The sequence below is a fragment of the Thermopolyspora flexuosa genome (assembly GCF_006716785.1).
Classification (GTDB): domain Bacteria; phylum Actinomycetota; class Actinomycetes; order Streptosporangiales; family Streptosporangiaceae; genus Thermopolyspora; species Thermopolyspora flexuosa.
Genome location: NZ_VFPQ01000001.1, coordinates 2,000,236 through 2,021,169, shown reverse-complemented (window position 1 = coordinate 2,021,169; position 20,934 = coordinate 2,000,236). Strand labels below are relative to the sequence as shown.

Sequence of the window (20,934 nt, the reverse complement as noted above, 5' to 3'; positions counted from 1 at the left end):
GCCACGCGGATCGTCGACAGCGTCGACGAGGCGGTCGCCGGGGATCGAGGACGGCTCCACCATCCTGGTCGGCGGCTTCGGCCTCGCCGGCATGCCGTTCGTCAGCCGCGTCTACACCGACCAGGGCGTCTTCGAGGTCGGCGGCGATCGGGTCAGGGTGCGGGCGACGTACGGCGTCACGCCCGACGAGCTGCGGCGGCGGGCTCGCGGTCGGCCTCGAGCCCGCGGCGGGACACTGAGGAGCGGCGAGGGCAAAGGCCGTTCCGGCCCCAACGCCACGGCCACGTGTGCGCAGTGGCGGGTCGGGCGGCGGCACGATCAGAGGTCCCTGCCGAAATCCCGTTTCCGGGCCGCGGGAAATCGCGTGATCACATATCGCCGGTCAGGATGTGAAAGGGGGCCATCGTGCCGTCCCGTCGGTAATGCCCCGCCCTGCGACACCGGTACGGCCGCGCGAACGCGGCGCCGTACCAAGAAAGGAGCCGAATGGCCAACCGGCTACCAGAGCTGCCTCTCGAGCCGCGCGAACTCATCTTGGTCACCGTGGCCTTTGTGCTTGCCGGGCTGTTGCTGATGGCAACGGGCGCGCTGGGGGCCCTGGGCAAGCTCCGCCCCAATCCACTGATGGGGATCAGGACCCCGTTGACCATGCGCGACCCGAAGGCCTGGGCGTACGTCCACCGCAAGTCGGCACCCTGGGTGGCGCTGGCGGGGCTGTCCTTCGTCGTCGCCGGCGTGGTGATCGGTCTTGCGCCGTCCGGACACGTCCGGTTCTGGGCGGCGTTGGTCGGCTCCGCGGTGATGGGCGTCCTGCTGGTGACCGGAACGGTTCTCGCGCACCTGTCCTTCCGCCGCCGGAACCGCGTCAGATAGCTCCGATCGCCATCCCGCCCGCCCCACCGCCGCCCGGCCGGGGTCGCTCTCCCCATTCGCCCCCGCGGCCGGCTCTGCCGCGGCCGTTCCCGACGGCGATCTCTCTGGGAACGTCCGCGGTGACCGCCGGCCGGCCGTACCGCGGGCCGGGCTCCCGACCCGCGGTACGGCGCGGCTCAGGCGGCGCGGCCGTACGGGGGTCTACGGCGCGCCGTCCGCATCAGCCCTGGTAGGGCGGCGTGTTGTCGAGGGGGATGAGGTCGACCGGGCCGGCGATCTGGTCGGGCGCGGCCGGGAAGTAGGCGAAGTTCTTGGCCCGGGCGCCGCCGTCGACGACCAGGTCGGTGCCGGTGATCAGGCGGGCGTAGTCGGAGCACAGCCAGGCGACCGCGTGGCCGAGGTCGGTCGGGGTGCCGGTGGTGCCCATCGGGACGAGCGGCGGGCGCTGGCCGGTCCAGCGGCTCGGGCGGCGCCACGGCTCGTCGCCCTCCGCGCCGCCGAGCCCGCGGTGCGGGCCGGGGCCGAGCACGCCGCCGGTGGGCAGGCCCTTCTTGGCGAGCTCGGCGATCAGCTCGGGGTTGTCCGGGGTGGGGGCGGTCGGGGTGATGCCGTTGACCCGGATGCCGTAGGGGGCGAGGTCCATCGCCGCGGCCCGCACGAAGTTGTTCACGCCGCCCTTGTGGAACGCGTAGGCGATCACGCCGGCGGAGCCGTTCCAGCCGTTGGAGGACGAGACACAGATGATGGAGCCCTTGATGCCGCGCTCCGCCATCGCCCGCGCGCCGTACTTGGTGTTGAGGAAGGTGCCGAGCGCGGAGACCCTCACCATCTTCTCGAACATCTCGGCGGACTCGTCGAGCACGCCCCGGCCGCCGAGCAGCGCGGCGTTGTTCACCACGATGTCGAGGCGGCCCCACCTGTCGAGCACGCTCTGGATGTAGCCCTTGACGGCCTCCTCGTCGGTCACGTCACCGGGAGCGGGCATCGCCTCGCCGCCGTTCCGCTCGATCCGGGCGATGCAGGCCTTGATGACGTCCTCGGAGATGTCGTTGCAGGCGACCTTGGCGCCGTACCTGGCCAGCGCGAGCGCGATGCCACTGCCGATGTTCGGCCCGACGCCGGTGACGAGCGCGACCTTGCCTTCGAGAGATATCTCCACCCTGCCTGCTTCCTTCCTGTTCCTCGCCGTCCGGCGCCGCCCGCAGCCCGCGGCCCCGAACGCAATTCGGAGGACACGGTAGCCCCGGCGTTATCTACGTCACAGACGGGTTTCCGTGACGCGGCAAACGAAGCACGAATCGCGTGCGCCGCGGCCGAGCAGGAATGGCGCACTCCCGTATCGCGGACCGACACGCCGAGGTCCGGCGTGGCCCGTGCACCGAAACGGCCATCGCCTCCGCGCCGCGGTCGGCTCGTTCGCCGTCGTACGGCCTGCACCGGGCGACCACACGGGCATGCGGCTCGGTGCGGCTGACGGCGCCTCGCTCACGTGGGTCGCGCTCGCGGGATCGAGCACGACCCGTTGACCGGGTCGCCCACCCGCACACGCGATCGGCCGCGTCTCTCCTGGGGTAGCGGCACGTATGTCCCTCGCTCCACGCCGCGTTGGCCGCGTTCCGGCGGCGGATGTCGCCGAGCCGGCCGAGCGGCATCCGCCCGCACCTCGCCAAGGCCATCTCCGCCGATGCCCCTCCCCTTGGTCATGCCATGACAATGGTTATGGTTGCGATAATCGTTTTCACTATGCCAAGGTATGGGCGTATGTCGAAGGAAGCAACCGCCGATCAGGCGTTACGGGTGGCGCCGGAGATCCCGGCCTCCCCAGTGCCCCACCCCACATCCGCCGATCCCCCCGACCGGCCGCCGCGCGTACGGCACCGCCGGAACACGCTCGTCACGGCCGTCGCGACGCTGGGCGGGCTGCTCGTGCTGCTCGCCGTCGCGGGCGGCGCGGCGGTCGCGCTCGGGCCGGTCGCGATCCCGGTGGGCGACGTGGTGGCGATCCTCGCCGGACGGCTCGGGCTGCCCGTGGGTGAGGTGACGACACAGGAGGCGCTGGTCGTCGGCAACATCCGGCTGCCGCGCGTGATCACGGCCGCGCTGGTCGGGGCCGCCCTCGGCACGGCGGGCGCGGTGATGCAGGCGCTGTTCCGGAACCCGCTCGCCGAGCCCGGGGTGACCGGGGTGTCGGCCGGGGCCGCGGTCGGGGCCGTGCTCGCGATCACCTACGGCGCGGCCGGGACGCTCGCGCTGCCCGCCGCCGCGTTCGCCGGGGCCCTGCTCACGGCAGGGCTGGTGCACGGCATCGCCGCGGTGAGCCGCGCCCGCGGCCTCGCCACGGTGCTGCTGGTGGGCATCGCGCTCAACGCGCTGCTCGGGGCGGTGGTGTCCGCGCTGGTGGCGAACGCCCCGGACGAGCGGGCGCTGCGCGGGATCGTGTTCTGGCTGCAGGGCGACCTCGACGCCCGCACGTGGGAGCACGTGCAGCTCGTGCTGGCGCCGGTGCTCGCCGGGATCGCGGCCACCGCGCTGCTCGCCCGGGACCTCAACGTCATGCTGCTCGGCGATGACGCCGCCCGCACCGGCGGCGTGGACGTGCCCCGTACCCGGGGCGTGCTGCTCGCGCTCGCCTCGCTGCTCACCGGGGTGGCCGTGGCGGTGAGCGGCGTGATCGGGTTCGTGGGGCTGGTGGCCCCGCACGTGATCCGGCTGCTCGCCGGTCCCGACCACCGCCTGCTGCTGCCCGCGAGCGCGCTGCTCGGCGCGGCGTTCCTGGTGACGGCCGACACGGCGGCACGGCTGCTGATCGCCCCACTGGCCCTGCAGACCGGGGTGGTCACCGCGCTCGTCGGCGCGCCGGCCTTCCTCGGGCTCGTGCTGTGGTCCCGCCGGAGGGCCGTCGCATGATCGTGGTCGACGGCCTGCGGGTCACCGCCGGGACGACGGTGATCCTCGACGGGGTCGACCTCGCCGTGCCGCCCGGGCGGCTGCTCGGGCTCGTCGGCCCGAACGGCGCGGGCAAATCGACCCTGCTGCGCACGATCGCCGGGCTGCACCGCCCCGCGCGCGGCCGGGTGCTGCTCGACGGGCGGCCCGTGCACGACATGCGGCCCGGGGAGCTCGCCCGCCGCATCGCCTACCTGCCGCAGGAGGCCACGGTCGCGTTCCCGTTCACCGCCTACCAGGTGGTGCTCATGGGACGGCACCCGCACCTCGGCCGGATGGCCGTCGAGGGGCCAGCCGACCACGAGGCGGCCGAGCGGGCGATGACCGCCACCGGCACCATCCACCTCGCCGACCGCTCCATCGCCACCCTCTCCGGCGGGGAACGCCGGCTCGTGCTGCTCGCCAAGGCGCTCGCCCAGGACACCCCGGTGCTGCTCGCCGACGAGCCGCTCTCCGCGCTCGACCTGCGCCACCGGCTCGCCGTACTGCGGCTGCTGCGGGCCTGCGCCGACGCGGGCCGGACCGTGCTCGCCGTACTGCACGACCTCAACCTCGCCGCGCGCCACTGCACCGAGCTCGCCCTGCTCGCCCGCGGCCGGGTGCTCGCCGCCGGGCCACCGGCGGACGTGCTCACCCCGGACCACCTCGCCGCGGCGTACGGCGTGCGCGCGGTGGTCCGCCGCGACGACCTGACCGAATCCCTCACCGTGACCGCACTGGAGAACACGTGAAACACCTGCTCGCCGGGCCGGCCGCCGCCGTGCTCGGCCTGTCCCTGCTGACCGGCTGCGCCCCGGACCGGGGCGACGCCTCCCCCGCCGCGCCGGCCGGGCAGGCCGATGCCGCCTACCCGCGCACCGTCGAGGTCCCCGGCGACCCGCCGCAGCGGGTGACCGTACCGGCCCGGCCGACCCGGATCGCCGCGCTCTCCCCGGACGTGGCCGAGGCCGCCGTGGAGCTGGCCGGCGCCGGACGGCTCGCCGCGGTCCCGGCCTCGGCCGCCAACCCGTCGCTGTCGAGCCACGCCGAGGCGATGGCGTCCGTCCCGGTCAAGCTGCCGCCGGGCACCGACCCCGATCCCGAGCAGATCATCTCCCTCAAACCGGACCTGATCCTGCTCACCACCCGGCACGGCGGCGAGCAGGACGCCCGCGAGGTGCTCGCCCAGGCCGGCATCCCGATGATCGCCATCACCAACGGCTGGCGCACCCTCGAGGAGGTCGAGCGGAACCTCACCGTGCTCGGCCGGGCCCTCGACGCCGAGGCCAAGGCCCGCGATCTCGTCGCCGAGCTCGACCGCCGGGCCGCCGCCGTGGCCGAGAAGATCGCCGGCGTCACCGAACGGCCCGGCGTGGCGATCCTGTCGAACCAGGCCGACCGGCCGTTCCTCAACGCGGCCGACGTGCTCACCTCCGACCTGGTACGGCGCGCGGGCGGCGACCTGGTCGCCGAGCGCATCGGGTGGCGCACCACCGGCCCGGTCACCGCCGAGCGGCTGATCGCGGCGCGGCCGGACGCGATCCTGCTCGTCGACGTCACCGGCCGCGGCCGCGACTCGTTCCGGGCGCTGCTCGACGACCCGGCCGTGGCCGAGCTGCCCGCGGTACGGCAGGGCCGGGTCAGGCTGCTGCCCGCCCGGATCTCCTACGCCACCGGCGGCGTACGGCTCGCCGACGGCCTGGAGGAGATCGCCCGCTGGCTGCACCCGGAGGCGATGCGATGAGCGGGGCGGCGCCGGCCCGGCTGGAGCTGCCGGTGCGCGGCCACGTCATGGCCGCGGTGGCCTGCGGCTGGCTGAGCGCGGCCGGGCTGTGCCTGACCTACCTGGGCATCGGCGGCCTCGTCGACGCGGTGACCGGCGGCGGCGCGATCGGGTGGCGGCCACCGGCGCTGATGGCGGCCGGGATCGTGCTCGCCGTCGCCGGGGTGCTCGGCCAGGGCCGGGCGGGCGGGGCGGGCGAGGCGGTCGCCGAGACCGCGGTGCGGGCGCGCATCCACGCGGCGATCCTCGCCCGCGGCCCGCTCGGCGAGCCCCGGCCGGACGGCGAGCCGGTCACCGGGTCGCTCGCCTCGCTCGCCACCGACGGGGCCGCCAAGGTCGCGGCGTGGCGGGGCGGGTTCCTCGGCGAGCTCGTCGCGGCGGTCACCACCCCGCTCGTGGTGGTGGCGGTGGTCGCGGTGGTCGTCGACCCGGCCGCGGCGGCCGTGCTGCTCGCGGTGGTGGCCGCGGTGCCGGTGGTGATCGGGGGCTTCCAGCGCATGTTCCGCGCCTCCACCTCCGCCTACCAGGCCCAGTCGCGGCGGCTGGCGGCGCAGTTCCTCGAGTCGATCCAGGGGCTTCGGCTGCTCACCCTGCTCGGCGCGGCCGAGCGGCGGTCGCGGCTGCTCGCCGAGGAGAGCGAGCGGCACCGGCGGGCCACGATGCGGCTGCTCGCGGGCAACCAGCTCGTGCTGCTCGTCACCGACGTGGCGTTCTACGGGGCGCTGATCGGGGCGGGCACCGCGGTCGCGCTGGTACGGCACGCCGAGGGCGCGATCCCGCTCGGCACGGCGCTCGCGCTGGTGCCGATCTCGCTGCTGCTGACCGAGCCGATCAGCGTCGCGGGCGGGTTCTTCTACATCGCGATGGCGGGCCGGGCGGCGCAGCGCCAGGTGGTCCGGGCGCTCGCCGGGGCCGGGGAGCGCCGTGCCGTACCGCCGCCGGGGGCGGGTGACGGCGAGGCCGCGGTGGAGCTGGCCGGGGTGGTGGCCGGGCACGGCGACGGCCCCGCCGTACTCGACGGGATCGACCTGCGGGTCGGCCACGGGGAGATGGTGGCGCTCGCCGGGCCGTCCGGGGCAGGCAAGTCGACGTTGTTGTCGGTGCTCGCCGGGGAGCTCGCGCCCCGCGCCGGGACGGTGCGGCTCTCGGCGCGCGGCGGCGGACCGGCGCGTACCGTGCTCGTGCCGCAGCGCGCCTGGCTGTTCACCGGAACCGTGGCGGGCAACCTGCGGCTCGCCGATCCGGACGCCGACGAGGAGCGGATGTGGTCGGTGCTGCGGGAGGCGCACCTGGCCGAGGAGGTGGAGGCGATGCCGGGCGGGCTGGACGCGCGGGTCGGCGAGGAGGGGCTCACCCTCTCCGGCGGGCAGGCGCAGCGGCTGGCGCTCGCGCGGGCGCTGCTCGTCGACGCCGACGTGCTGCTGCTCGACGAGCCGACCGGGCACATCGACGCCCGGTCCGAGCGGCTCGTCATCGACACGCTGCGGCGGCTGCGCGGCACGCGAACCATCGTCGTGGCCACGCATTCGGAGGCGGTGATGGAGGTCGCCGACCGGGTGGTCGAGGTGGCCGGGGTGCGGGAGGTGGCGCGATGATCCGGCGGCTCGCCGCGTTCGCCCGGCCGTTCGCGGGCGTGCTCGCGGCGTCCACGGCGCTGCGGGTCGTGCAGCTCGGCCTGGGGATCGGGGTGCTCGCGGCCGCGGTGCACGCGGTCGGGCAGGCCGGGCGCGGCCCGGACGCGCCGGGCGTCGCGGGCACGGTGGGGCTGATCCTGCTGCTCGCCGCGGCCAAGGGGGCGGCGCACTACGGCGAGCAGTACCTGGGGCACTGGGTGGCGTTCACCGTGCTGGCCCGGCTGCGGACCGTGTTCTTCGACGCCCTCGCGCGGCAGGCGCCGGGGGTGCTGCACCGGCACCGGTCCGGGGACCTCACCGCGCGGGCCACCGAGGACATCAACCGGATCGAGGTGTTCTACGCGCACACCATCGCACCGGCGATCGCCGCGGCGGTCGTCTCGCTCGGCGCGGCCGGGTACCTCGCGGTGGCCGCGCATCCGCTGCTCGGGGCGATCGTGCTCGCCGGGGCCGCGGCCTCCGGGCTCGCCGTACCCGGGCTGTGGCGGGGGCGGCTGCGGGAGGCGGCGCGGCGGCGGCAGCAGGTCCGCGGGCGGATCGCCGCGCACCTCACCGACACCATCGGCGGGCTGCGCGAGCTGGTGCAGCTTCGCGCCCTCGGGCGCCGGCGTGCGCGGCTCGCCGGGCTCGACGCCGAGGCGGGCGCGTACACCCGCACGCTGGCCGGGCGGTCCGCTGCCCGGCGCGGGGCCAACGTGGCGGTGCTCGCGCTGACGGTGTGCGCGGTGGCGGTCGCCGGGGCGTACCTGTGGCGGGACGGGCGGCTCGACCAGCAGGCGTGGTGGGTGGCCATCGCGGTCGCCGTCGCGCTCGGGCCCGCGCTGAGTGCGGTGGAGGCGTTCGCGAGCGCCTTCGGCACCACGCTGGCCGCCGCGCAGCGGCTGTTCGCGATCGTCGACGCCGCGCCCGCCGCGCAGGCCCCGGCGGGCCCGGGCCCGGCCGTGGCGCGGCATCCGGCGGGGGCGGTGGTACGGCTGCGCGGGGTGAGCTTCGGGTACCCGGGGCCGGGCGGCCGTGCCGTACCGGTGCTCGACCACGTCACCCTCGACCTCGCCGCCGGTTCGACCACGGCGATCCTCGGGGTGACCGGCAGCGGCAAGTCCACCCTCGGCTACCTGCTGGCCCGCTGCGTCTCCCCCACCGCGGGCAGGATCACCCTGGACGGGGTCGATCTGCGCGAGCTGCCCGAGGACGAGCTGCGGCGCCGGGTGGCGCTCGTCGACCAGCGGCCGTTCGTGTTCTCCGGCACCATCGCCGAGAACCTGCGGCTCGCCCGGCCCGACGCCGGCGAGGCCGACCTGTGGCACGTCATCGAGGCGGTCGAGCTCGGCGACACCGTCCGGGCGCTGCCCGACGGCCTGCACGCCCGGCTCACCGAGCGCGGCGGCAATCTGTCCGGCGGCCAGCTGCAGCGTCTCGCCCTCGCCCAGGCGCTGCTGCGGCGGCCCGCGCTGCTGATCTGCGACGAGGTGACCGGCCAGCTCGACGCCGCCACCGAGGCCCGGCTGCTGGAACGGCTCCGCCCGGAGCTGGCCGGGTGCACCGTCGTCTGGATCACCCACCGGCCGGCCACCCTCCACCTCGCCGACCAGGTCGTGGTCCTCGAGGACGGCCGCATCGCCGAGGTGCGGCGAGGCGACGCCGTGACGTCCCCTCGCGCCGAGGTCTGATCCCGCAGGCGGGCCGAGTCGCCGGGTGCCGACCGGCACGGCCGGGCGGGCGCGTCCCCGGTCACTGCTTCGCGGCCAGCAGCGCCGCCAGCCGGTCCGCGAGGCGTTCCGGCGGCTCGGCCACGTCGAGCGTGATCCCGTGCTCGTCGGGCTGCAGCGGCTCCAGGTCGCGGAACTGGGAGCTGAGCAGCGCGGGCGGGAAGAAGTGCCCGGAGCGGGCCGCCAGCCGGTCGCGGATCACCTCCTCGGTCCCGGCGAGGTGGGCGAAGAAGACCTCCGGCGCGCCGGTGCGGAGGATGTCGCGGTATCGGCGTTTGAGCGCCGAGCAGGCCACCACGGTGGAGGCGCCCTCGGCCTCCCGGTCGCGGATCCACGCGGCGAGGTCGGTCAGCCAGGGCAGCCGGTCGGCGTCGTCGAGCGGGACGCCGCGCTCCATCTTGGCGATGTTGGCGGGCGGGTGAAAGCGGTCGGCCTCGGCGAACCTCAGGCCCAGACGGTCCGCGAGCAACCGGGCGACCGTGCTCTTGCCAGAGCCGGCCACCCCCATCACGATCACATGCGTTGCCATGGCCGACCTTCCGTGTGGCTGCGACGTCCCGTACCGACTATTGGTGATACCAATATAGGGAGGCGGCGGCGGGACGTGGCGGACACCCGGCTCGGTCGGCGCCGTCACGGGTGAGAGGGGGGCGGTCGATGCGCGACGGTGCCCGGTCGGAGACGCTGCACAACCGGGTGCTCGCCGTGCTGGGGCCCGCGATCGCGGCGGGCGACTACCGGCCCGGCCACGTGTTCACGCTGGACCGGCTCGAGGCCGACTTCGGGGTGTCCCGCACCGTGGTCCGTGAGGCGGTGCGCGTGCTGGAGTCGATGGGCCTGGTCGTGAGCCGGCCGCGGATCGGGGTGAAGGTCCAGCCGGTCACGGCCTGGAACGTGTTCGACCCCTACCTCATCCGGTGGCGGCTCGCCGGGCGGGGCAGGATCGCGCAGCTGCGGTCGCTGACCGAGCTGCGGGCCGCGGTCGAGCCGGCGGCCGCCGCCGCGGCGGCGGTGCGCGCGTCCGAGGCCGGGCGGGCCCGGCTCGCCGAGCTGAGCGAGCTGCTGACCGCCACCGGCGAGGCCGGGGACCTCGACACGTTCCTGCGGCACGACATCGAGTTCCACCGGCTGGTGCTCGCCGAGTCCGGCAATGAGATGTTCGCCGGGCTGGGCGACGTGATCGCCGAGGTGCTCACCGGCCGCACCGTGCACCACCTCATGCCCGCCCGCCCGCGGCCCGAGGCGCTGCGGCTGCACGCGCTCGTCGCCTCCGCGATCGGCGCCGGGCTCGCCGACGTCGCCCAGGCGGCGATGCGCAGCATCGTGGCCGAGGTACGCGACGAGGTCGCCCGGCTCGCCGGGCTCGAGAACGAGCCGCCCGCCCCGGAGGACGGCTAGCGCCCGGCCGCGAGGCGCGACCGGGCGCGCTGCCGTCAGGGCCGGTTCAGAGCACCAGGCTGAGCAGGAACGCGAAGGCGAAGCCCACGACGCCGATCAGCGTCTCCATCACCGTCCAGGTCTTCAGCGTGGTCTTGACGTCCATGCCGAAGAACCGGCCGACCAGCCAGAAGCCCGAGTCGTTCACGTGCGACAGCACCGTGGAGCCGCAGGCGATCGCGATGACGATCAGGGCCAGGTCGACGCCGCTCAGCCCGGAGGTGGCCTCGATCGCCGGGGCCATCAGCCCGCCGGTCGTGGTGAGCGCGACGGTCGCCGAGCCCTGCGCGACGCGCAGGCAGGTGGCGACCACGAACGCGGCCACGATCACCGGGAGGCCGAGCGAGTCGAGGCTGGAGGAGAGCGCGTCGCCGATCCCGCTCGCCCGCAGCACGCCGCCGAACATGCCGCCCGCGCCGGTGATCAGGATGATCGCGCAGATCGGGCCGAGCGCCTGGTCGACGAGCTTCTCCACCTGCTCGCGGGTACGGCGGCCGCCGCCGAGCACCCACATCGCGATCAGGACGGTGATCAGCAGCGCGACGGGGGTCTATCCGATCATCCGGAGCGCCTGGACCCACGCGGCGTCGCCGTCCACCACCCCGGCGGTGGCGAGGGTGTTCAGCCCCGTGTTGAGGAAGATCAGCGCCAGCGGCAGCAGGAGGATGAACAGCACGGTGCCGAACCGCGGCGCGTTCGCCCGCGCGGCCTCGGCGTCCTCGCCGTCCTGGGTGGCGAAGGTGTCGGGCACCGGCAGCACCAGCCGCCGCCCGGTGAACAGGCCGAACAGGTAGCTCGCCAGGTACCAGGTGGGGATGCCGATGAGCAGGCCGAAGACCACCACGAGGCCGATGTCGGCGCCGATCAGCTCCGCGGCCGCGACCGGGCCCGGGTGCGGCGGCACGAAGGCGTGCATCACCGCGAACGCGCCCGCCGCGGGCAGCGCGTACAGCAGGACGGATCCCCCGAACCGGCGCGCGACGCTCAGGATGATCGGCAGCAGCACCATGAGGCCGGCGTCGAAGAAGATCGGGAAGCCGAAGAGCAGGGACGCCACGCCGAGCGCGAGCGGCGCGCGCCGCTCGCCGAAGCGGTCGATGAGGGTGTGGGCGAGCACGTCGGCACCGCCCGTGACCTCCAGCAGCCGCCCGATCATGGCACCCAGGCCGACCAGCAGGGCCACCCCGGCGAGGGTGCCGCCGAAGCCCTCGAGCATGGTCGGGACGACCTCCGCCGGGGGCACGCGCGTCGCGAGGGCGGTGAGGAAACTGACCAGCACCAGCGCCACGAAGGCGTGCAGGCGAAGCCGGATGATCAAAAAGAGCAGAAGCAGGACCGCGGCGCCCGCGATGGCGAGCAGCGGTCCGGCGTCGTATGCGGGAGCGCTGGTCTGCACGCCGGACTCCTTGCAGTGGAACGTAGTACGGAAACGTGTGAACGCCACTCTGGCGCAATGGTGATACCAATACAAGTGGTCGGAGAACGGAAACCCTCTTGCCTCTTCGCGCAACCCGTGTTCCACCGCGCGCGCGACCCCGTCCTCCACGCGCTTCCGCAGCGGGCCTCCCGGTCCGCAACGTTCTCGCAGGGCGAAGCCGCGATCACCGGTCGCCGGGTGCACGAGTCCACGTTGACCCCGCAGCGCGACCGCTCGATTACAGCGAACTGTTACCGGGATTACAGTGCGCGTCTACCAAGACACCGATCGTGGTATCGGGCCTCGCCGGACGGGGCCCACCGAGACAGCACACGACCACAACGGGGGTCATTCGTTATGGCACGTTCCATCGTCGCCGGGCTGGCCGTACTCGCCGGGGCCGCGTCCATCGCCACACCCGCCATCGCCGCGGCCCCGCCGGACAGGTCCGCCAAGGTGGTGTACGGCATCGCCTGGGCGGACGGCCCGCGCACCCTGCGGATCACGCCGCTCAGGGCCGAGCCCGTCCGGCTGCCGGGCCGCACGGTGTTCCGGCTCCATCGCCTCGACGGGGCCCGGGAGCTGCGGTTCCGCTACACGGGCGCCGACTACCGCCGCGTCACCGCCCGGTGCGACCTGAAGGAGAACGAAGGCGTCGCCTTCCTCGACCGGAACGGGCTGGGGCGCACCCGCTGCAAGGACCGCCACCTCGCCTTCATGCTGGACCAGGGTCCCGTGCCGGTCCGGATCACGGTCGGCCGGGGCAGGCTGCTCGTGCAGGAGTTCCTCGCCGCCGGCACCGAGCGGAGGCTCGAGTACGGCACCCTCACGCGCCTCAACGACAACACGGTCTGGTTCCGCACGCCCGGCAGGACCTACAAGCTCGGCTACTCGCCGCACCTCGGCTTCAGCCGGGTGACGCGACGCTGCGGTGACCGGTGGCTGGCCAACCAGGTGAACGCCTCCCCCGCCGGGCTCGGCACCAAGCCCTGCACCAGGGTCCACTTCAACCGGGCGCTGCCGACCGGCAAGCCGGTGCGCGTCCGGATCGACTACAACCCGCTGTGGCGCAGCCTCGATCACGTGTGGGAGATCGCCCGTCGATAACCCCGCCGCCACCGCCGCGGCCGGGCGTCGCCCCCTCCGCCGCCGGTCCCCCGCCGGAGACGCGCCCACGACGCCCGGCCGTACCGCCCGCCCCCTCCACCAGGCCGCAATGACGCGGCCGCCCTCAAGGTCCTGGGCCGCCGGACTTGCGACGGCCTCGGTCCGGCGGCTCAGGACCGGCCCCACCACCGCCAAGGAGGCCGTGAAACCACCCGGGACCACCTCATCTCCGGAGGCTCCGTGGCATCCCACTCAGGCCAGTCCCGGTACGGGAGGTTGGCGAGCCGCCATGAGATCTTGAAGGCCCACGCGACGTCGTACCCGGGGAGAAGCCACAGGAGCGCGTCCCGGCTCCGGTAACCGACCCATCGGGCGACGACGGCCAGAACCAGCATCGGGGTGAACGTGACCGCATAGGGCAGGTACCGGATCAAAGGTGATCCCTTCAGCGGTTCGTACAGCACCAAGAACACCGGGACACCTGACAGACATATCTGCACCCAGATGGTCAGGGCGGCGACCAGGCGCAGGGGCAGCGGTCGTGAGCCCCGATTCTCATCTCTTTCCTGAGAGGCACCCCATACCTCTGCGGAAGCCACGCATCCCCTCGCTTCCCGGTCTTCACAGGTCAGGCGAATCCCGCGACGGCCGAAACGGCGCGACCGCATCCGTTCGCCAACGCTCGGACATTCCCTGACAGAGATGGCCTCGCCAAAGCCGCCCGACATGGGTGATAACACAGGCGACGATGCCGACAAGAGTGAATCGCCATCGCGCAACACCGAACAGCGGGCGATCCGCTCCCGGCCGACAGGTTTCGGCGGGTGTCGCCGATCTTGATCGGCTGAACATCCCTCAGGTCATCGTCACCAAGGCCCACTAACAGGGTCGGCATCAGCGTGACTTTCTCGCCCTCGGACGCAGCCGCTTGCATAAGCGAGCGTTGTTCACCTTCACGGCCTTTACGGTGCGGTGAGTGCGTGCCTGGCTTACTCTAAGTTCCGGCGGACTCCGGCAAGACAAGGGCGTGAATGAGCGTGGATGACCTGCGACCGCCTTTACGTCGTAGATCAATCGATAAGCCTGCGCCGTTGGCATTGTGATGGAAAGTGACTCTCGCGGATCACCTGCCTGACGCCAGAGGAGATGTCCACGAGACACTCGCCGACATCGGTTTCCCTGGCGTCGATACTCGGTCCGGATCACCACCCACGACCGCCCGCCCAAAGGACAGGCAGCCCCAGCGATACGATCGCCCGGCGACGACACACGATAAGGTTCTGCAACCTTGGCATTGCCGATCAGACGGAACGAGACGACCTGGTGGGAGCGTATCCGATGGGCAAGTGCCTGGCGCTGCTGCTCGGCTGCGTGACAGTGCTCTTATGTGGCTGTGCCGGTCATGACGAGGAGGGACTCCACCGCGCCTTCCGCGAGTGCATCGTGAAGGATCGGAAGGAAAGCGCTCGGCTGGACGAGATAATAGGTCCCTTACTGACAGCGAAGGAGCGGTCCACGTTTTACGAGGGCAGCGACTGCGACTCGAATCCCGAGGGGGGAGCTTACGCGGCCTACAACCTCGATCCTGATACTCCGCCCCGGGATATCGTGGACAGATTCCATGCCGCGGGATGGGTCGATGTGCCGAATGGGAAGCCTCCCTGCACCGATACCTGCGTCATGAGCCTCGGCAAGGAGGTCGACGGCCGCCGTATCGAGCTGCAGGTGAACGACTACCACGACGGTAGGACCCGCGTTCTTGAGGCCTGGTTCGTCGACTGATTCCGGTGTTCACGCTGCGTGTGTCCCGGACCGTACGGCCACGCATCGACCGCCCGCCGTGACGTGTTCCAGGCGTACAACGCAACCGGCAGGCCGTCGACCAGCGGGAGCAAAACGCCCTTACAAGGACCGCGAGCGGAGGGCGTGGCTCAGCCGCCTCGCCGAGCCTCGGCCCGCGAACACGGCAGGTGGGACGGGTGCGGACCCGGCGTTGCCTCGATCGTCCAAGGCACGTCCTGGGACAGCATTCGCCGGCCGGTCCGATCCGTGCCGAACCGCACACCGCGCCCTGGCCGATGCGTCACGTCATCGCCGGCCTCTGCCGCGAGCGCGGAAAGGCATTCGCCACCCCAAGACGCGCGAGCCGTTGTCCGGTCGCCACTGGCTGCCGAGCGGAAAAGGCGGCCGTATGTGCCCCGAACCGTGGCTCTTCGGCCGGCGGCTCGAGACCGATACGCCGAGCGGGCGCGTAACCTCGGTCCACGGCTGGGAGAGCACCAGGCCGCCGCCCGGCGAGGCGAGCCCGTGACGCCGGTCGGCTGGTCGAGGAACGGCCCGACCACCTGGCGGATGCGGTCCTTGGCACCGGCGAGTGCGGCGCAGTGTCCACCACGCTGGCCGGCCGTTCCTCGGATGAACCGGACATTCTCTTCTGAGGCGCCGAGATCACGTCCCGCTCCCGGCGAGTGGCCGGCATGGCCGGGTCAGGCCAGCCGGCGGAAGCGGCTGGCGTGGAAGACGAGCGGGGTGACGTCGGCGCGGGCGTCCAGGTCGTGGACGCGGAAGACGACGATGTCGTGGTCGCCGGAGGGGATCTGCTGTTCGATGGCGCAGTCGAACCAGGCGGCCGCGCCCTCGATGAACACGCAGCCGTCGGCGGTCGAGCGCCAGGCGACGCCGCTGAACCGGTCGCCGGTACGGGACCCCAGTTGCCGGCCGATGCGCTCCTGGTGCGCGCCCAGCACGCTGATCCCGATCCGGGGCAGGTCGCGCAGCAGCGGCCAGGTCGAGGAGGTGTGCGCCACGCACACCGACACCAGGGGCGGGTTCAGGGAGACCGGGACGAACGAGCTCGCGGCGATGCCGACCGGGCGGCCTCCGACCAGGCCCGCCACCGCCGTGACCCCCTGCGGGTAGGCGCCGTAGACGCGGCGCAGTTCGAGTTCCACCGTGGTCATGCCGACCCTCCGTCCGGGAGGAAGGGGATGTGGCCGCTGCCGCCGCCGGCGCCGAGGTCGGGGAAGAGGCCGCGGCGGACCAGGTGCGGCAGCACGCCCTCGCCGAACCAGAACAGCTCTTCCAGGTGCGGGTAGCCGGAGAGGATGAACTCGTCGATGCCGAGGCTCGCGTACTCGGCGATGCGCTCGGCGACCTCGGCGTGGCTGCCGACGAGCGCGGTCCCCGCGCCGCCGCGGACCAGCCCCACGCCGGCCCACAGGTTCGGGGCCACCTCCAGGGCGCGTGGATCGCGCCAGCTGCCGTCGGCGCGGTGCCGTTCGTGCAGCTCCCGCATGCGTTGCTGGCCGACGGACTCGCTGCGGGCCAGCCCGGCCTGGGCGGCGGCGACGGTCTCCTCGTCGAGCGCGTCGAGGAGCCGCCCGGCCTGCCGCCAGGCGTCCTCGGCGGTGTCCCGGGTGATGACGTGCAGCCGGATGCCGAAACGGAGCTTGCGGCCGTGGGCCGCGGCGAGCCCGCTGATCCACTCGATCTTGCGGGCCACCGCCTCGGGCGGCTCGCCCCAGGTGAGGTAGACGTCGGCGTGTTCGGCGGCGACCGGGCCGGCCGCGGCGGACGAGCCGCCGAAGTACAGCGGCGGGGCCGGCGCGGGGAGCCGCGGCAGCCGTGCCTCCTCGACGTGCAGGTGGGCGCCCCGGGCGGTGACCGTCTCCCCGGCCCACAGCCGCCGCACGATCGCCAGGAACTCGGCGCACCGCGCGTACCGCTCGTCCTTGGCCAGGTGGTCGCCGTAGGCGCGCTGCTCGTGGGACTCGCCGCCGGTGACCACGTTGAGCAGCAGCCGCCCGGGCGCGTGCAGGGAGAACGTGGCGGCCATCTGCGCGGCGAGCGTGGGGCTGAGCAGGCCGGGGCGGAACGCCACCAGGAAAGCCAGCCGCTCGGACTCGCGGGCGAGCATCGCCGCGGTGAGCCAGGCGTCCTCGCACCACGCGCCGGTGGGGATGAGCGCACCGGTGAAGCCGAACTCCTCGGCGGCCCGGACGATCGAGGACAGGTAGCCGATCGAGGGGCGACGGTCGCCGGCCGCGACGCCGGCGCGCTGCCCGTGGCCGCCGCCCACGATGAACCGGGAGTCGCCGTAGGTGGGCAGGAACCAGTGGAACGCCAAGGTCATTGGGGGTGATCCTCCGTCACAGTTGTCCGTGGCGCGGCGGGCGGGTGCCCGACAGCAGCCAGCGCCCGATGTGCTGGACCTTCCACCGGGCCGGGTCGTGCAGGGTGTGGGTGCGCGCGTCGCGCCAGTACCGGGACAGGTTGAGCGAGGCGGCCGCCGAGCGGGTGCCGCCGAGTTCGAACAGCCCGGCCGAGGCCTCCAGCGCGGCCCGGGCGGCGGCCACCTTCGCCGCGGCGGTGGCGATGGAGGCGCGTGCCGCCGTGTCCTCGGTGAGGTCGCGTTCGGCCGCGTCGATCGCCGCCGCGGCCTCGCGGACCAGCGCCTCGGCGCCCCGGACCGTGATCTCCAGCTCCCCGGCCTGCTGCACGACCAGGGGGTCCTCGGCCGCGGTGGCCGCGCCGCTCTCGAACCAGGGCCGGGCCCGGGCCACCGCCGCGACCGCGGCGTCGAGCGCTCCCCGGGCGATGCCGACGTCGAGGGCCGCGTGCAGCACCTGGGCCCGCGCGCCGAAGGTCGTCGGCCGGGCGAAGATCGGGGTGTACGGCACGACCTGGTCCTCGTCGACGTGCACGCCGGACAGCCGGACCGTGCCGCTGGCCGTGGTGCGCTGGCCGATGCCGTCCCAGTCGTCCTCGACGGTGACGCCCGGGGTGTCCCGGCGGAGGTAGGCGAGCGCCTTGGGGGCGGCCCCGGCCACCGGCGGCGCGTCGGCGAGTACGGCGCGCACGACCAGCCAGTCCGCGAACAGCGAGCCGGTGCTGTAGAACTTCTCGCCGTCGAGCACGTACCCACCGCCCGGGCGGCGGCGCAGCGTCGTGGCGTCCTCGGCGGCGGTACGGCCGGCCCGCTCGGCCTGCGCGTTGGCGAAGCGGGCCCCGGCGAGCGCCTCGGCGAAGTAGTGCTTGCGCTGCTCCTCGGTGCCCTGCAGGCGCAGCGCCTCGAGAAAGACGAAGTGGCTGTGCGGGATCTGGGCGAGGCTGGCGTCGGCCGCCGCGAGCAGCCGGAACACCTCGGCGAGCGTCGCCACGCTCACCTCGGCCCCGCCGTACCGGGCCGGGACGGTGATGCCGAGCAGCCCGGACTCCGACAGCTCCGCGACCTCCGCGGCGGGCAGCCGCCGGTCGCGGTCGCGGGCGTCGGCCTGCCGGGCGAAGGAGGCCGCCAGCGCGCGGGCCGTCTCGATGGCCTCGTCCTCCGAGCGGATCAGGTGTGCCGTCGCCATCGCTCCCGCCCGGCTGGCGTGGTGACCCGGCGACGGCCGGTCAGCGTGGTCATGGGTCCTCCTCGGTGGGTGCGGGCCGGAGCCGGTCCCCGCGGCGGATCGGGCCGTGGGGACCGGCGTGCGGGTCAGCGGTACAGGGAGAACTGCGGGGCGCGCCGGTTGAGCGTCCAGTCCCCGACCTCGCGGGCCTTGTAGGCGACGGGGTCGTGGAGGGTGTGGGTACGCAGGTTGCGCCAGTGCCGGTCGAAGCCGTACGCGGTGGTGGTCGCCCGGGCGCCCTGGATCTCGAACAGCCGGGACGCGGCCGCCAGCGAGACCTTGGTGGTCAGGTATTTGGCCTCGTAGACGGCGATCGCGGCCTCGGCGCGCTGCTCGGCGGTGAGCGACGGGCCGGTGTCGAGCGCGGCCTGCAGCGCCTCGCCGGCGCGGTCGGCGAGCAGCGCCGCGGCCCGGATCTCGCTCTGCAGCTCGCCGACGGTCTGCAGGATGTACGGGTCGTCGGTGGCGCGCTCGACGCCCGAGGTCTCCCACGGCGCCGCGTACCGGCGGGTCCAGTCCAGCGCCTCCTCCAGCGCGCCCTCGGCCGTGCCGATGTAGAAGTTGACGAAGGCGAGCTGCCAGTGCGGGGTGACCAGGGTCTGGTAGGGGGTTAACGTGCGGCCGGTGATCGGGTCGGGGCCGAGGATCTCGGAACGTTCCACCCGGGTGTCGTGGAACTCCACGCCGCCGGAGTCGGTCAGGCGCTGGCCGATGTTGTCCCAGTCGCCGAGCGGCTTGAAGCCCTCGCGGCCCCCGGGCAGGGAGATGAAGACCAGCTCGCCCTCGTAGCTGGCGGTCACCGAGAGGTAGTCGCCGAGGCTCGCCCCGGAGGCGAACGAGCGGCGGCCGTTGAGCCGGAACCCGTCGCCGTCGCGGGTGAGCACGAGGCTGGAGCCGCCGCGCGGGTTCTGCACCCCGCCCCAGAACAGCTTCTGCTCGGCGTTGCGCCGGGACAGCTCGTCGGCCTGCTCGGGGGTGCCGAACAGGTGGGCGATCCGGGTCTGCGCGTAGTGGTAGCCGAGCAGGTGCGCGATCGAGGTGTCCCCGCGGGCGATGCGGCGGGTGATCTGGGAGGCCTGCGCGTAGTTCAGGCCGTCCCCGCCGTACTCGACGGGCTCCTGCACCTGCAGCAGGTCGTTCTCGCGGAGCAGTTCGATCTCGGCGCGCGGGGGCTTGTTGGCGCGGTCGCGCTCGGCGGCGGTACGGCGCAGCTCGGCGGCGACCCGGTCGGCGCGGTCCAGGGCCGCGGCGAAGCGCGCGGCGTTGGTGGACTGGTCGGTGACGACGGACATGCTGGTCCCTCCTTAGGACGGCGATGAACCGGTCATGGACGTGCGATCACGACACGGCGCGGGACGGCGTCGGGCGGGGAGCCGGGGCCGGACCCCGGACCGCACCGGCTCCCCGCGCGGACGGCCGCTGCGGGCGGGGAACCGGGTCAGGCGCCGGACGGCACCGGTTCCTCGCGTTCGGCCGCCTCGGCCTCCAGCTCGCGCACCAGCGGCAGCACCCGCTTGCCGAAGTACTCCACCTCCTCGTGGTAGTGGAGGAAGCCGAGCAGGAAGAGGTCCACGCCGAGGCGCTTGTAGGCGACGATGCGCTCGGCGATCTGCTCGGGGGTGCCGATCAGCCTGGTGCGGAAGCCGTCGTTGTACTGGACGAGGTCCTCGAAGGTCGAGTCCTCCCACATGCCCTTCTTGTCGGAGGTCGACTGGCCGGCCTGCCGTACGGCGGCGCCGAAGTCCTCGACCGCCCTGCGGTCGGCCTTGGCGATGATCTCGCGCAGCGTCTCGCGTGCCTCGGCCTCGGTGTCCCGGGCGATCATGAAGCCGTTGAGGCCGAACTTGACCCGCCGCCCGTGGCGGTCCGCCTCGGCGCGGATGTCGGCGATCTGCTCGGCCACGCCGTCGAAGTCGCGGCCGTTGCTGAAGTACCAGTCCGACACCCGGCCGGCCATCTTGCGGGCGACGGTGGAGTTGCCGCCCTGGAAGATCTCCGGGTGCGGGCGGCCGGGCAGCCGGACGGGCTTCGGCCGCAGGTCGAAGTCGTGCAGGCGGTAGAAGTCGCCGTTGAACTCGGCGTGGTCGCTGGTCCAGATCTCGCGCAGCACCCGGATGAACTCCTCGCTGCGCCGGTAGCGCTCGTCGTGCTCCAGCCAGGGTTCGCCGAGCTTGGTGAACTCGTCCTTGAACCAGCCGCTCACGATGTTCACCGCGGCCCGCCCGCCGGACAGGTGGTCGGCGGTGGCCAGCCACTTGGCGAGCACGCCCGGGTGCCACAGCCCGGGGTGGATCGCGGCGATCACCTTCAGCCGCTGGGTGGCGAGCAGCAACGCCAGGCTGAAGCTGGTGGACTCGTGCTGGTAGGCCGCGCCGTACGAGGCGACGTACCGGACCTGGGTGAGCGCGTACTCGAAGCCGTTGTTCTCGGCGAGTACGGCGAGCTTGGCGTTGTAGTCGTAGCTCCAGTCGGTGCGCTGCTCGATCGTGCTGACCACGAGGCCGCCGCTGACGTTGGGCACCCAGTACGCGAACTTGACCGGCTCAGAATTACCTGCATTTCCTACTGACATAGTTAGGATATTGCAGTGCGTTCGACCCCCGGTCAATGACGCATTCGCGATAGGGCGATAAGGAGAACCTGTCAGCCTGAGCCG

16 protein-coding genes and 1 pseudogene are annotated in these 20,934 nt (G+C 73.5%); 9 read left to right on the top strand and 8 right to left on the bottom strand.

The genetic code is table 11. The annotated features are described in order from the left end of the window. The first annotated feature begins 486 nt into the window (after nt 1-486). Nucleotides 487-873, top strand: coding sequence for an SdpI family protein (locus FHX40_RS08615; RefSeq protein ID WP_142259121.1), 387 nt, complete (start codon nt 487-489; stop codon nt 871-873). Nucleotides 874-1,093: 220 nt separating this feature from the next. Here the strand turns inward: FHX40_RS08615 and FHX40_RS08610 are convergent, their stop codons facing one another. After that, nucleotides 1,094-2,032 carry an SDR family NAD(P)-dependent oxidoreductase gene (locus FHX40_RS08610; protein ID WP_142259120.1) on the bottom strand — a complete coding sequence of 313 codons (939 nt, stop codon included), beginning with the start codon at nt 2,030-2,032 and terminating at the stop codon, nt 1,094-1,096. A 602-nt stretch (nt 2,033-2,634) separates the two neighbouring features. On the opposite strand from FHX40_RS08610, the gene FHX40_RS08605 reads away from it, so the two are divergent. From FHX40_RS08605 to FHX40_RS08585, 5 genes are read left to right on the top strand one after another with little or no spacing between them, the layout of a single operon-like run. Continuing rightward, nucleotides 2,635-3,780 (top strand): FecCD family ABC transporter permease, encoded by a 1,146-nt coding sequence (locus FHX40_RS08605; protein WP_142259119.1) that lies wholly within the window; start codon nt 2,635-2,637, stop codon nt 3,778-3,780. Further along, complete coding sequence (locus FHX40_RS08600) at nt 3,777-4,550, top strand: ABC transporter ATP-binding protein (protein WP_142259118.1); 774 nt, start codon at nt 3,777-3,779, stop codon at nt 4,548-4,550. Before FHX40_RS08605 ends, FHX40_RS08600 begins: the two co-directional genes overlap by 4 nt. After that, nucleotides 4,547-5,542 (top strand): ABC transporter substrate-binding protein, encoded by a 996-nt coding sequence (locus FHX40_RS08595; protein WP_170198768.1) that lies wholly within the window; start codon nt 4,547-4,549, stop codon nt 5,540-5,542. Before FHX40_RS08600 ends, FHX40_RS08595 begins: the two co-directional genes overlap by 4 nt. Continuing rightward, on the top strand, nt 5,539-7,176 hold the full coding sequence (locus FHX40_RS08590; protein ID WP_142259116.1) for an ATP-binding cassette domain-containing protein: 1,638 nt from the start codon (nt 5,539-5,541) through the stop codon (nt 7,174-7,176). Before FHX40_RS08595 ends, FHX40_RS08590 begins: the two co-directional genes overlap by 4 nt. Further along, nucleotides 7,173-8,885, top strand: a complete 1,713-nt coding sequence (locus FHX40_RS08585; protein WP_142259115.1) for an amino acid ABC transporter ATP-binding/permease protein — start codon at nt 7,173-7,175, stop codon at nt 8,883-8,885. Before FHX40_RS08590 ends, FHX40_RS08585 begins: the two co-directional genes overlap by 4 nt. A gap of 61 nt (nt 8,886-8,946) precedes the next feature. Here FHX40_RS08585 and FHX40_RS08580 read toward each other — a convergent pair whose 3' ends face one another. Continuing rightward, entirely contained in the window at nt 8,947-9,453 is a 507-nt protein-coding gene (locus FHX40_RS08580) for a gluconokinase (RefSeq protein ID WP_142259114.1), read from the bottom strand. 128 nt (nt 9,454-9,581) lie between these two features. On the opposite strand from FHX40_RS08580, the gene FHX40_RS08575 reads away from it, so the two are divergent. Beyond that, the gene (locus FHX40_RS08575; RefSeq protein WP_142259113.1) at nt 9,582-10,322 is read left to right on the top strand and encodes a FadR/GntR family transcriptional regulator; all 741 of its coding nucleotides are present in this window, start codon (nt 9,582-9,584) and stop codon (nt 10,320-10,322) included. Between the two features lie 46 nt (nt 10,323-10,368). On the opposite strand, the pseudogene FHX40_RS08570 reads toward FHX40_RS08575, so the two are convergent. Next, nucleotides 10,369-11,757 (bottom strand): annotated as a pseudogene (locus FHX40_RS08570) (GntP family permease). A gap of 378 nt (nt 11,758-12,135) precedes the next feature. Between FHX40_RS08570 and FHX40_RS08565 the strand changes: the two are divergent. Further along, nucleotides 12,136-12,885, top strand: a complete 750-nt coding sequence (locus FHX40_RS08565) for a hypothetical protein (RefSeq protein ID WP_142259112.1) — start codon at nt 12,136-12,138, stop codon at nt 12,883-12,885. Nucleotides 12,886-14,223: 1,338 nt separating this feature from the next. Beyond that, the gene (locus tag FHX40_RS08560) at nt 14,224-14,667 is read left to right on the top strand and encodes a hypothetical protein (protein WP_142259111.1); all 444 of its coding nucleotides are present in this window, start codon (nt 14,224-14,226) and stop codon (nt 14,665-14,667) included. 704 nt (nt 14,668-15,371) lie between these two features. Here FHX40_RS08560 and FHX40_RS08555 read toward each other — a convergent pair. The 5 genes from FHX40_RS08555 to sfnG all read right to left on the bottom strand — a co-directional run bounded on the left by FHX40_RS08555 (nt 15,372) and on the right by sfnG (nt 20,850). Continuing rightward, nucleotides 15,372-15,845 (bottom strand): flavin reductase family protein, encoded by a 474-nt coding sequence (locus FHX40_RS08555; protein ID WP_142259110.1) that lies wholly within the window; start codon nt 15,843-15,845, stop codon nt 15,372-15,374. Further along, entirely contained in the window at nt 15,842-17,017 is a 1,176-nt protein-coding gene (locus tag FHX40_RS08550; RefSeq protein WP_142259109.1) for an LLM class flavin-dependent oxidoreductase, read from the bottom strand. The genes FHX40_RS08555 and FHX40_RS08550 overlap by 4 nt, the downstream gene beginning before the upstream one ends. 16 nt (nt 17,018-17,033) lie before the next feature. After that, nucleotides 17,034-18,239 (bottom strand): SfnB family sulfur acquisition oxidoreductase, encoded by a 1,206-nt coding sequence (locus tag FHX40_RS08545; protein WP_142259108.1) that lies wholly within the window; start codon nt 18,237-18,239, stop codon nt 17,034-17,036. Nucleotides 18,240-18,364: 125 nt separating this feature from the next. Beyond that, nucleotides 18,365-19,570: an acyl-CoA dehydrogenase family protein gene (locus tag FHX40_RS08540; RefSeq protein WP_142259107.1), complete on the bottom strand. Its 1,206-nt coding sequence runs from the start codon at nt 19,568-19,570 to the stop codon at nt 18,365-18,367. Nucleotides 19,571-19,716: 146 nt separating this feature from the next. Further along, nucleotides 19,717-20,850 (bottom strand): dimethylsulfone monooxygenase SfnG, encoded by a 1,134-nt coding sequence (sfnG, locus tag FHX40_RS08535; protein WP_142259106.1) that lies wholly within the window; start codon nt 20,848-20,850, stop codon nt 19,717-19,719. Nucleotides 20,851-20,934 lie beyond the last annotated feature (84 nt).